Here is a 12,492-nt window from a genome sequence, read left to right on the forward strand (position 1 = left end):
GAGCCCGGTGCCGCCGGCCTGTGTGCTCGCCGTAGGCGGTGCCCGCGGGCGGGAGAGACCTCCGGTGATCATCTGTACCCATACTGTAGTCATTGGGTGCGGCAACCGGAGGAGACTGCCCTATGGATGTTCCCGCCTGGGTGTGGTTCGTCACGATCGGCGCGATGGTCGTGATGCTCACGGTCGACCTGGCCATCGTCGACCATCCCTGGAGTAAGAAGCAGGGCCCCAAGGAGTTCGGGCTGCGGCAGGCCACCTGGTGGGCCGTCTTCTACATCGGTATCGCCATCGTCTTCGGCTTCGGGCTATGGTTCTTCGCCGGTGGCACGGTGGCGGGTGAGTATTTCGCCGGATTCCTCACTGAGAAGAGTCTCAGCGTCGACAACCTCTTCGTCTTCTACCTCATCATGGGCAGCTTCGCCGTGCCCAAGAAGTACCAGCACGAAGTGCTGCTGGTGGGGATCGTGATCGCGCTGCTCATGCGCAGTATCTTCATCGCCATCGGTGCCCAGGCCATCAACGCCTGGAGTGAGGTGTTCTACCTCTTCGGCGCGTTCCTCATCTACACCGCCATCAAGATCATCCATGACCACATCAAAGGCGACGACGAGGACACCGACTACACCGACAGCTTCGCTGTGCGCATGGTCAAGAAGGTTTGGCCGGTCGCCGACCAGTACCACGGTGCCCGCCTGACGGTGAAGCTCGACGGTCGCCGGTACGTCACCCCCATGCTCATGGTCATCGTGGCCATCGGAGTGACCGATCTGGTCTTCGCCGTCGACTCCATCCCAGCGATCTTCGGTCTCACCCAGAACGCCTACATCGTCTTCACCGCCAACGCCTTCGCCCTGCTCGGCCTACGTCAGCTCTACTTCCTGCTGGCGGGGTTGATGGACCGGCTGTCCTTCATCAGTTGGGGACTTGCGTTGATCATGGTCTTCATCGGCATCAAGATGATCCTGCACGCCCTCCACGAGAATGGGGTCGCGGTCCCTGAGATCGGCACTGTGGCCTCCCTGGTCGTCATCGTCGGTGTGATGACCGTCACCGTCGTCGCCAGTCTGCTCCGCTCGGGGGGCGTCGCCCAGTCAGAGATGGAAGGCGAGACGCACCGCGATACCTCCGGTACACGCGAATGACTCCCCGTCGAACGCCTGTTCGGCTATAGTAAGGGCGGTTGCGTTCACGGTAGCGGCTCAACACTGGGCCCGCCCGCGACGCACGGTGGAAGTATCCACCGTCGACAGTCGTTACTGTAAGAGGTCAGACGCCGCGCGGTGACCAAAGTGCGTCCCGCGGTCATCCGGCGCAGGCCATACTTCTCCACGTGGCGCCGGCAGTCACACCATCGCGTCCAGCCGCGCCGCGCGATAGCCGATGCCGAAAGGGCTGGTTGACTCATGGCGGACAAGCTCGTCGTCCGGGGCGCCCGGGAGCACAATCTCAAGGATGTCTCGCTGGACCTCCCACGCGACGCGATGATCGTGTTCACGGGCCTGTCCGGGTCGGGTAAGTCATCGCTGGCCTTCGACACCATCTTCGCCGAGGGCCAGCGGCGCTATGTGGAGTCACTGTCAGCGTATGCGCGCCAGTTCCTGGGCCAGATGGACAAACCCGACGTCGATTTCATCGAGGGGTTGTCGCCGGCGGTCTCCATCGACCAGAAGTCCACCAGCCGCAACCCGCGTTCGACCGTGGGCACCATCACCGAGGTCCACGACTACCTACGGCTGCTGTGGGCACGCATCGGTAAGCCGCACTGTCCCCAGTGTGGCCGCGAGATCGCGCGGCAGACTCCCCAGCAGATCGTCGACCGCGTCCTGGAACTTGACGAGGGCACCCGCTTCCAGGTGTTGGCGCCGGTCGTGCGCGGGCGCAAGGGCGAGTACGTCGAGCTGTTCAAGGATCTCCAGGCCAAGGGCTACACCCGCGCTCGGGTCGACGGTGCTCTCGTGCGGTTGGACGAGGCACCCACGCTGCGCAAGTACGAAAAGCACGACATCGCCGTGGTCGTCGACCGCCTCGTGGTCAAGGACTCGGCTCAGCAGCGCCTCACCGACTCGGTCGAGACCGCGCTGCGCCTGGCCGGCGGCACGATCCTGCTCGACTTCGTCGATCTGCCCGCCGACGACCCCAACCGAGAACGCATCTACTCCGAGCACCTCTTCTGCCCTTACGATGACCTCTCCTTCGAGGAGCTGGAGCCGAGGTCGTTCTCGTTCAACTCCCCCTACGGCGCCTGCCCCGAGTGCGCGGGCTTGGGCAGCCGCATGGAGGTCGACTCCGAGCTGCTCGTCCCCGACCCCGCCAAGACCCTCGCCGAGGGGGCCATCGCCCCTTGGTCGGGCGGGCACGCCAGCGAGTACTTCGGCCGGCTCATGGCTGCGGTGGGCGACGCCGTCGGCTTCGACCTCGACACCCCCTGGGAGAAGCTGCCCCGCCAGGGACGCAAGGCGCTGCTCCACGGCCACCCGACCCAGGTTCACGTGCGCTACCGCAACCGCTATGGGCGCTCCCGCTCGTACTACACCGAGTTCGAGGGTGTCATTCCGTGGGTGCAGCGCCGTCACTCCGAGAGCGAGAGCGACACGAGCCGCGAACGCCTTGAAGGCTATATGCGGGTGGTGCCCTGCCCCGCTTGTGAGGGGGCGCGGCTGAAGCCGGTGATTTTGGCCGTCACCGTCGGAGGCAAGTCGATCGCCGAGGTCAGCAGGCTTCCGCTGGACGAGTGCGCCGAGTTCCTGCGCAGCTTGGAGCTCAGCGAGCGCGACCAGGTCATCGCGGCCCAGGTCCTCAAAGAGATCAACGCCCGGCTGGGCTTCCTCCTCGACGTGGGGCTGGACTACCTCAATCTGGAGCGTCCCGCCGGGTCGCTGTCGGGCGGCGAGGCCCAGCGCATCCGGCTGGCCACTCAGATCGGCTCGGGCCTGGTCGGCGTGCTCTACGTCCTCGACGAACCCTCCATCGGGCTCCACCAACGCGACAACTCCCGACTGCTGGACACGCTGCGGCGGCTGCGCGACATCGGCAACACCCTCATCGTCGTCGAGCACGACGAGGAGACCATCCGCTCGGCCGATTGGGTGGTCGACATCGGTCCCGGAGCCGGCGAGCACGGCGGAGGCGTCGTCGTCTCGGGAACGGTCGACGAACTGGTGAGCAACACCGACTCCATCACCGGCGACTACCTCGCCGACCGGCGCGCCATTCCCACCCCCCAGACGCGCCGCTCCCGCACCAAGGGCCACGAGCTGGTGGTCAAGGGAGCCCGCGAGCACAACCTGCGCGGGCTCGACGTCGCGTTTCCGCTGGGCGTGTTCACCGCGGTCACCGGCGTTTCGGGATCGGGCAAATCCACCCTGGTCAACGAGATCCTCTACAAGGCCCTCGCCCGAGAGTTGCACGGTGCGCGGGCCGTGCCGGGACGCCACACCCGCGTCAACGGTGTCGGCAAGGTCGACAAGATGGTCCACGTCGACCAGAGCCCCATCGGCCGCACCCCTCGCTCCAACCCCGCCACCTACACCGGTGTCTTCGACCACATCCGCAAGCTGTTCGCCCAGACCGCCGAAGCCAAAGTGCGCGGATACCAGCCCGGCCGGTTCTCGTTCAACATCAAGGGGGGACGCTGCGAGGCGTGCGCCGGTGACGGCACCATCAAAATCGAGATGCAGTTTCTGCCCGACGTCTACGTGCCCTGCGAGGTCTGCCACGGCGCCCGCTACAATCGCGAGACCCTCGACGTCCATTACAAGGGCAAGAGCATCGCTGACGTCCTCGATATGCCCATCGAGGAGGCGCTGGAGTTCTTCGAGCCCATCTCGGCGATCCGGCGCCACATGCAGACCCTGTGCGACGTCGGCTTGGGCTATGTTCGGCTGGGCCAACCCGCCACCACGCTCTCCGGAGGCGAGGCGCAGCGCGTCAAGCTCGCCTCCGAGTTGCAGCGCCGCTCCACCGGCCGCACCGTCTACGTTCTCGACGAGCCCACGACCGGCCTGCACTTCCAGGACATCCACAAGCTCCTGGGCGTGCTGGGGCGGCTGGCCGACACCGGCAACACGGTGATCGTCATCGAACACAACCTCGATGTCATCAAAAGCGCCGACTACCTCATCGACATGGGCCCGGAAGGCGGATCGGGCGGCGGCGACGTGGTTGCCACCGGCACCCCTGAGGAGGTCGCCGCGGTCGAGCACAGTTTCACCGGACAGTTCCTGCGTAAGATCCTCTGACCGCCAGGCACGAGGCGGCTCGGTCGTCAGCCGGCCGGCCAAGTCCGCTCGTGGAGGGCCGTTGCCGGTATCGTCGACCGTGTTCGACGATACGGCGCCGAGCGTGCCTGCCCATCTGCCAGGAGAGCAGTCCCTATGAGCTACCCATCCTCCTCCGCCGGCGAGCCCGCGAACTCCTCCCCCTCCTCTGGGGCGGCCAGTAGCTCCTGGCCCACCTCCCAGCCCAATCCTCCCTTTGCCGGAGCGGGCTTTTCCGGTTTCCCCCCGGGCTCCTACCCGCTCGCCGACTGGGGGCAGCGCGCCCTGGCACGGCTCATCGATTTCGCGATCCTGCTCATCCCGGCCGGTGGGCTGGCGCTCCTCCTTGGCGTGATGGCCGTGGGAAGCCGGGCACTCAATGGCGAGATCGCGGCTGCGGAGGCCAGCCGGACCTTCGCCATCATCGCCGCGGTCGTCTGGTTCCTCGTCTGGGCTGGCTACGACTCGGTGTGTATCGCCCGCTGGGGCCGTACGCTGGGCAAGTCCGCGATGAGACTCACGGTCGTGCCGCTGAGCGACCCCTCGGGCCACACCTCGGTCCCGCTGGGCCGGGTGCTGGTACGGGCCGCTGTGTTCAATGTGCTCAACCTTTTCAACTGGCTCTCTTCCGGCCTTGTCATGCTGGTGTTCATGCTCAACGTCGTGTTCCTGTGGCTGTGGCCGCTGTGGGACAAGCCCAACCGACAGGGCATGCACGACAAGGTCGCGGGCACGGTCGTCGTACAGGGGCCCTAACCGTCCTCGACCGTCGGAGGGCAGACCCTCAAGAGTCCCGCTGGGCTGGGCAGGCGCCCATAAGTACTACAGTTTGTAGTATTTAGTGGGGTCGACAGGAAGGAACTGTGGCATGACGCGAGGACAGTGGTGCGCCTGCGCGATGAGCCGGCGGCGCCTACTCGGTGCCGCGGGGGTGGCCGGTGCCGCCGTGGCAGGGGTGAGCGCTTGTGGCGAGAAGCCCGCCCCCCAGGAGAGCCTGCACGGTCGGGTGGTCGCCCAGACCTCCGAAGTCCCTGTGGGCAGCGGCACGGTCGTCGTCGACGCCAAACTCGTCCTCACCCAGCCCCAGGAGGGGGAGTTCAAGGCGTTCAACGCCGTGTGTCCCCACACCGGCTGCACCATCCAGGAAGTGACCGAGGATATCCACTGTCTGTGCCACGGCAGCCGATTCGACCTCGCCAACGGTGAGGTCTTGGAAGGGCCGGCCACCGAGCCCCTCCAAGCGTTGGAGGTCACCGTCGAGGGCACCGACATCACCTTGGTGTGACCCCGTGGTGTTTGACACGGGCACGCCGCGCGGCGGTGACAGCGCGCTAGCCCGCCTCGTGCGGACCGGTGTGGGTGGGGTGGCCTACGGGGCGGCGAAACGCCGAGGAGGGCCATATCGTCGCGTAACGTTCTTCGTTGCCGCCGCCGAACTCGCTGATCTCGGTGCGGTTGCGCGGCAGTGCAAGGGGGCAGTTGGTGGCGAGGTAGCCGACCAGGTGTTCGCGCAACTCGCAGCACAGGTCCCAGCGGGCGTCGGAGTCGGCGGTGGTCATCACGGCCCGCACCTCCACCAGACCGTTCTGCAAAACGTCGGTGACCTGCAAGGACCAGCGGCGCCCGTCCCAAAGGGGGTGGTTGGTGATGAACGCGCCGGCGACCTCGCGGAGCTGCTCGACGGGGACCTCCCAGTCCACATACAGCTTCACGTAGCCGGTCAGCGCGGTGTTTTGTTTGGTCCAGTTCTCGAAGGGGGTGGTGGTGAAGTGAGAGACGGGCAGGACCAGCCGGCGCTCGTCCCAGATCCGCACCGTGACCTTGGTCAGCGTCAGTTCCTCGATCCGGCCCCACTCGCCCTCGATCACCACGACGTCGTTGAGCCGCAGCGCGTCACTGAACGCCAGTTGCAAGCCGGCGAACAGGTTACCCAGCACCGATTGGGCGGCCACACCGGCGACGATACCGATCAACCCCGCCGAAGCCAGCAGCCCAGCCCCCAGGGCCTGCACCGAAGGGAAGGTGAACAGGATCGCCGCCGTCGCCAGGATGCCGATGATCGTGGCAACGACTCTGCGTAACAGGCGAACCTGGGTACGCAACCGCCGTGCACGCAGATCGGAGTCGCCGTTGTAGGGCGAGAGTCGGTCCAGCACCACATCGGTGATGGCGTAGGCGATGGTCAGCGCCAGCCATGTCACCGACGCGATCATCGCGATACCCATCGCGTGCCGGAAGACGCCGTACGTCGCGTAGTCGATGCCGTCGCTGTCGGGGATCGCGATGTTGACGCCGAGGACCACTGCCGCGGCGTAGGCCGAGATCCGACAGCGGTGTACCAGGGGCGGGGCCACCTGCCACACTTTGGACAGCTTGTGCGCCAGCAGCCAGTGCGCCACGGAGACGACGAGCACGGCGATTGCCACCGCGATCCCGATGGCGATCAGATGTTCCATTCCCACAGGTGGGGGGCTCCCCTCGTCAGGTAGGAAACTGGTCGAAGTACTTAGCACAATCTAGGGCATTTATATACCAAATCGTGACGTTTGTCGGGTGGGGAACCTCATGGCTTGGTGCGGTGCCGGTGTCGGTAACGTTGATTTTACGCTGCGCCGCCACGCCATCAGGGCAACGTTGCCGTCCCCGACAGGTGCGCGACAGGGGACACGACCAGCACAATGGGTGACATGGCGGTTCGACCTCAACTCCGGCCCGAGCCCGGTTCCATCCCCACCTCGCCGGGGGTGTACCGGTTTCGTGACTCCAACGGGCGGGTGATCTACGTTGGCAAGGCCAAGAACCTGCGAGCCCGGCTGTCCTCCTATTTCGCCGACTTCGCCGGGCTGCACCCACGCACCCAAACCATGGTCGCCACAGCCGCGGACGTGGATTGGACGGTTGTGGGCAACGAGGTGGAGGCGCTGCAACTGGAGTACTCCTGGATCAAGGAGTACGACCCTCGGTTCAATGTGCGCTACCGTGACGACAAGAGCTACCCTTACCTCGCTGTCACCCTCGATGAGCAGTTCCCGCGCGTGCAGGTGATGCGCGGCGCAAAACGCCGCGGCGCGCGCTACTTCGGTCCCTACTCCCACGCTTGGGCCATCCGCGAGACCGTCGATTTGCTGCTGCGCGTCTTTCCCGTGCGCACCTGCTCAGCCGGAGTGTTCAAGCAGGCCAAGAACAGCGGTCGTCCGTGTTTGCTCGGTGACATCGGCAAGTGCTCCGCGCCATGTGTGGGGCGTGTTACCACCGAGGAGCACCGTGCGCTAGCTGAGGACTTCTGCGCGTTCATGGCCGGCGATACAGGACGGTTCATCAAGCAGCTCGAAGAGCAGATGGGTACGGCCGCCGCTGAGCAGGAGTACGAGCGCGCCGCCCGCCTGCGTGACGATATCCAAGCCCTGCGCACCGCGCTGGAAAAGCAGGCGGTCGTGCTCCCCGACAGCACCGACTGTGACGTCATCGCCGTTGCCGAGGACCAACTTGAGGCCGCTGCCCAGGTGTTCTACGTGCGGGGCGGCCGCATCCGCGGGCAACGTGGCTGGGTCGTCGACAAAGTTGAGGACGTCGGTACCGACGCGCTCGTCGAGCGCTTCCTGGCACAGGTCTACGGCGGTGCCCAACCCCATGCCTCCCCTTCCGCCGTCGAGGACGCCGCCGCACCCGTGGTGCCCCGCGAAGTGCTGGTCAGTCACGCCCCCGCTGATACCGAAGCCGTCACCACCTGGCTCGGTGAGCATCGGGGCGGGCGTGTGGACCTGCGGGTACCCCAGCGCGGTGACAAGCGCAGCCTGCTGGAGACCGTCGCCAAGAACGCCGAACAGGCCCTGGCCCGCCACAAGACGCGCCGAGCCGGCGACCTGACGACCCGCAGCCGCGCCCTGGGCGAGATCCAGGAGGCGTTGGGCCTTGAGCAGGCGCCGCTGCGCATCGAGTGCTATGACATCTCCAATCTGCAAGCCAGCCACGTCGTGGGCTCGATGGTGGTCTTTGAGGACGGGATGCCACGCAAGTCGGAGTACCGCCGCTTCAGCGTGCGCGGCGGTTCCGCTGCGGGCGCCGAGCACAACGATGTGGCCGCTATTGCCGAGGTGATCACCCGCCGATTCCGCCGCTACCTAGAGGAGAGCCAAAGCTCCGGAGAAGTGGAGCACATGGCGCATGAGGTGGCGACAGCAGCCGCATCTGAAGAAGAGAACGGTGAGCAACCGGAGAACAACAGGCGAACAGCCGGTCACGATGCCGGATCGGGATCGCAGCGCTTCGCCTACCCCCCTAACCTGGTAGTCGTGGACGGTGGCCGTCCACAGGTTCGGGCTGCGCAACAAGCGCTGGACGAATTGGGTATCGACGACATCGCCGTGTGTGGCCTGGCCAAACGCCTCGAAGAGGTCTGGCTACCCGACGACGAGGACCCTGTCATCTTGGCACGCGCCAGCGACGGCCTCTACCTGCTCCAACACATACGCGACGAAGCGCACCGCTTCGCGATCACCTATCACCGCCGCAAGCGGGCCAAAGCCCTCACCACCAGCGAGCTCGACGAGGTTCCCGGTCTGGGCCCCACCCGCCGCGCCGCCCTGTTGAAACATTTCGGGTCGCTGCGTCGTCTGGCTGCGGCCTCGGAGGACGAGATCGCCCAGGTGCCCGGCATCGGGGAACGCACGGCGGCCACGATCGCGCAGCGGCTATCGGGCGCCGCCCCCTCACCCGAGCAGAGCACGGCGGCAAACCAGTCATATCACGGGGGCGACCAAGGCGATGAGGAACGAACAGGTGACGCAAACTCGCAGTAGCGACCTCCCGCCGGAGATCGTCATTGTTACGGGCATGTCGGGAGCCGGCCGGAGTACGGCGGCACGGGCGCTGGAAGACCTGGAGTGGTTCGTCGTCGACAACCTGCCCCCGGGGCTGCTGCCAACGATGATCGAGCTGGCCGGACGTACCCACGGGGCGGTGCCCAGAGTCGCCGCCGTCGTCGACGTGCGCAGCATGGCCTTCACCGAGGACCTGCTGTCGACGGTGGAGGAAGTGCGCGGTCAAGGCATTCTCGCCCGCATCGTCTTCCTGGAAGCCAGCGACGACTCCCTCGTGCGCCGCTTCGAGGCAGTGCGTCGCCCGCACCCCCTCCAAGGCGACGGCCGGCTCACCGACGGGATTTCGCGCGAACGTGAACTGTTGCGCGCAGTGCGCGGCGAGGCCGATCTCGTCATCGACACCTCCCAGCTCAACGTCCATCAGCTCAAGACGAAGGTCATCGGCTTCTTCGGCGATGCCGAGGAAGCCCACCTGCGCGCTAACATCGTCTCCTTCGGCTACAAGCACGGGTTGCCGGTGGACGCCGATCTCGTCATCGATTGCCGGTTCCTCCCCAACCCCCACTGGGTGCCCGACTTGCGCCCCATGAACGGTAGGGACGCCCCCGTGCGCGAATATGTGCTCGCCCAGCGTGGCGCCAAGGAGTTGCTCGACGCCTACACTGAGGTGCTGCGCCTGCTCGTGGCCGGCTACTTGCGCGAAGGCAAGCACTACATGACGCTGGCTGTGGGCTGCACCGGCGGCAAGCACCGCAGTGTGGCCATGGCCGAGGAGTTCAGTCGGCGCCTCCACGAGGACGACCTAGAGGTGCACGTCGTCCACCGTGACCTGGGGCGCGAGTAGCTCTCGCCGGGCCGGCACGGAGCCGGTGCACCTGCGACACGGTTGCGCTATGCAGCGGCCGGGCGCGGGGCTACCGAGGGACAAGCGGTGAGTGGCCCAAACCGGGCGCGGTGCGTACCATCGCCTCACTCCAGGCGTCGGTGCCGCGGCAGGGCGCGGTCACGGATCGGACAGGGGAACGCAGACGCACATGCCGGGACACCAGTATGCGGGCGCTCAGTGCGAGGACGACCGCCCGCCACCGCGGGTCGTTGCTCTCGGAGGCGGCCACGGCCTCTACGCCTCCCTTTCGGCGTTGCGTCGGGTCACTACCGACCTAACCGGTGTGGTCACCGTGGCCGACGACGGCGGCTCCAGTGGCCGGCTGCGTCGCGAGCTGAGTGTGCTGCCGCCGGGAGACCTGCGCATGGCCCTGGCCGCGCTGTGCGGGGACGACGAGTGGGGCCGAACGTGGAGCGAGGTGATCCAGCACCGGTTCCGCTCGCAGGGGGAACTGCACGGCCACGCGGTGGGCAACCTGCTGATCGTGGCCCTGTGGGAGCTGCTCAGCGACTCCGTCGCCGGGCTGGACTGGGTGGGCCAACTGCTGGGAGCCCACGGTCGAGTGTTACCGATGTCGTCGATCCCCCTCGACATCGTCGCCGAGGTCGCCGGTATCGACCCAAACCGCCCGGACGAGGTGACGACGGTGCGTGGCCAGGTCGCCTGTGCCAGCACCCGCGGGCGCGTGCAGTCGATTTCGCTGGTCCCCGAGTCGCCGCCCGCTTCTCCGCAGGCGGTCAAGGCGGTGCGTGAGGCCGACTGGGTGGTGTTCGGTCCCGGCTCTTGGTTCACCAGCGTGCTGCCTCACCTGCTCGTGCCCGAACTCGCCGAGGCGCTTGTCCACACCAAGGCCCGCCGCGTGGTCACCCTCAACCTCTCACCGCAAAAAGGTGAGACCGACGGTTTCGCCGCCCACACCTATCTCGATGTGCTCGCCGCTCACGCTCCTGGGCTCCGGGTCGATGTGGTGCTGGCCGACCCCACCGTCGTGGGCGGCCCCGTCGAGCACGATCTGCTGCGCCGTACCGCTGCCGGCCTTGGCGCGCGCCTGGTGCTGTCCAACGTGGCCGCCGGCGAGGGTATCCCCCGCCACGACCACGACCTCCTCGCCGCTGCGTTTGATCACGTCTTCCAGCACTGACCCGGTCATCCAACCACCATCTCTTGGGTGGGCCGGTTGGCATGAAGCTTTGGGAAAACCGGCCGCGGTCGACGGAGCCACCGGCGGCGCGGTCCCACCCAGCGTTAGCTCGCACCGGGCGTGGACTACGGTGTGCGGAACCGGTGCCGCCTCGGCTGGGCGGCGAAGCATACGATCCATCTAGCGAAAGGCGAGGTCGGACACGCGGTCGCAGGGCGTGGCACAGGCGCGTCAGGACAGTAGTCTGCCCAGAAGGGGTGCCGACGGCGCGGCGCCATGCGGAGCGAGTTCCAAGGGGAGGGTCACATTCATGGCGATGACCGGCGTGGTGAAGGACGAGTTGAGCCGGCTGACCGTTCTGAAGCCATGCTGCCGTAAGGCCGAGGTCTCCACGATCTTGCGGTTCACCGGTGGCCTCCACCTGGTGGGCGGGCGGATCGTGATCGAAGCCGAACTCGACACTGGAGCTGCGGCGCGCCGGTTGCGCAAGGACATCTCCGAGGTTTTCGGCCATGAGTCCGAGGTGGTCGTCCTCGCTCCCAGCGGGTTGCGCAAGGGCAACCGTTACGTGGTCCGCGTCATCAGAGACGGTGAGAGTCTGGCCCGCCAGACCGGCCTGATCGACAACAATGGTCGACCGGTGCGGGGGTTGCCACGCCATGTCGTGGCCGGCGGTTCCTGTGATGCCGAGTCGGCCTGGCGGGGCGCCTTCATCGCTCACGGGTCGCTCACCGAGCCGGGGCGTTCCATGTCGTTGGAGATCACCTGTCCCGGCCCCGAAGCGGCCTTGGCGCTGGTGGGCGCGGCGCGGCGGCTGAAGGTGCACGCCAAGGCGCGTGAGGTGCGCGGCGTCGACCGGGTAGTGGTGCGCGACGGCGATTCCATCGGGGCGCTACTGACCCTGCTAGGCGCTCACCAGAGTGTGCTGGCCTGGGAGGAACGCCGGATGCGGCGCGAGGTGCGGGCTACGGCCAACCGGCTGGCCAACTTCGACGATGCCAATCTCCGGCGCAGCGCCCGTGCCGCTGTGGCCGCCGGCGCCCGGGTTGAGCGGGCGCTGGAGATCCTCGGTGACGAGGCGCCCGAGCACCTCGTGGCTGCCGGGCAGTTGCGGCTGTCTCACAAGCAGGCGTCGCTAGAGGAGTTGGGGCAGCTCTCCGATCCGCCGTTGACCAAGGACGCTATCGCCGGACGCATCCGGCGCCTGCTCGCCATGGCCGACAAGCGCGCCTCCGACCTGGGGATCGCGGGCACCGACGCCAACCTTACGCCGGACATGCTCGTGCCCTAGGTCAAGACTCGCTTGTGGCCGGCCCCGGTTCGCGTGCCGGTAGGGGAAATGTAGGCTATACACCTGAATGGTCTATACCTTTGCCGCGTGATGATGCC

Annotated in this window: 9 protein-coding genes; 8 read left to right on the forward strand and 1 reads right to left on the reverse strand. The window is 66.8% G+C overall.

Going from position 1 to position 12,492, the window contains the following annotated elements; all coding sequences use genetic code 11:
* Positions 1-122 precede the first annotated feature (122 nt).
* The 4 genes from ABD848_RS02330 to ABD848_RS02345 all read left to right on the forward strand — a co-directional run bounded on the left by ABD848_RS02330 (position 123) and on the right by ABD848_RS02345 (position 5,541).
* Positions 123-1,142, forward strand: a complete 1,020-nt coding sequence (locus ABD848_RS02330; protein WP_344966773.1) for a TerC family protein — start codon at positions 123-125, stop codon at positions 1,140-1,142.
* Positions 1,143-1,403: 261 nt separating this feature from the next.
* Positions 1,404-4,238 carry an excinuclease ABC subunit UvrA gene (gene uvrA, locus ABD848_RS02335; protein ID WP_344966775.1) on the forward strand — a complete coding sequence of 945 codons (2,835 nt, stop codon included), beginning with the start codon at positions 1,404-1,406 and terminating at the stop codon, positions 4,236-4,238.
* Positions 4,239-4,373: 135 nt separating this feature from the next.
* Positions 4,374-5,012, forward strand: coding sequence for an RDD family protein (locus ABD848_RS02340; protein WP_344966777.1), 639 nt, complete (start codon positions 4,374-4,376; stop codon positions 5,010-5,012).
* Between the two features lie 142 nt (positions 5,013-5,154).
* A complete protein-coding gene (locus ABD848_RS02345) occupies positions 5,155-5,541 on the forward strand; it encodes a Rieske (2Fe-2S) protein (protein ID WP_344967298.1) in 387 nt (128 codons plus the stop codon).
* 46 nt (positions 5,542-5,587) lie between these two features.
* On the opposite strand, the gene ABD848_RS02350 is transcribed toward ABD848_RS02345, so the two are convergent.
* Positions 5,588-6,718 (reverse strand): mechanosensitive ion channel family protein, encoded by a 1,131-nt coding sequence (locus ABD848_RS02350; RefSeq protein ID WP_425567389.1) that lies wholly within the window; start codon positions 6,716-6,718, stop codon positions 5,588-5,590.
* A gap of 225 nt (positions 6,719-6,943) precedes the next feature.
* Between ABD848_RS02350 and uvrC the strand changes: the two genes are divergently transcribed.
* From uvrC to whiA, 4 genes are all read left to right on the forward strand, one after another.
* Positions 6,944-9,055 (forward strand): excinuclease ABC subunit UvrC, encoded by a 2,112-nt coding sequence (gene uvrC / locus ABD848_RS02355; RefSeq protein ID WP_344966782.1) that lies wholly within the window; start codon positions 6,944-6,946, stop codon positions 9,053-9,055.
* A complete protein-coding gene (gene rapZ, locus ABD848_RS02360) occupies positions 9,036-9,920 on the forward strand; it encodes an RNase adapter RapZ (RefSeq protein ID WP_425567390.1) in 885 nt (294 codons plus the stop codon). The genes uvrC and rapZ overlap by 20 nt, the downstream gene beginning before the upstream one ends.
* A gap of 190 nt (positions 9,921-10,110) precedes the next feature.
* Positions 10,111-11,103, forward strand: a complete 993-nt coding sequence (locus tag ABD848_RS02365; protein ID WP_344966786.1) for a gluconeogenesis factor YvcK family protein — start codon at positions 10,111-10,113, stop codon at positions 11,101-11,103.
* Positions 11,104-11,413: 310 nt separating this feature from the next.
* Positions 11,414-12,394 (forward strand): DNA-binding protein WhiA, encoded by a 981-nt coding sequence (whiA, locus tag ABD848_RS02370; protein ID WP_344966788.1) that lies wholly within the window; start codon positions 11,414-11,416, stop codon positions 12,392-12,394.
* Positions 12,395-12,492 lie beyond the last annotated feature (98 nt).

Origin of the sequence: Salinactinospora qingdaonensis (assembly GCF_039539445.1) — a bacterium.
Taxonomy (GTDB): domain Bacteria; phylum Actinomycetota; class Actinomycetes; order Streptosporangiales; family Streptosporangiaceae; genus Salinactinospora; species Salinactinospora qingdaonensis.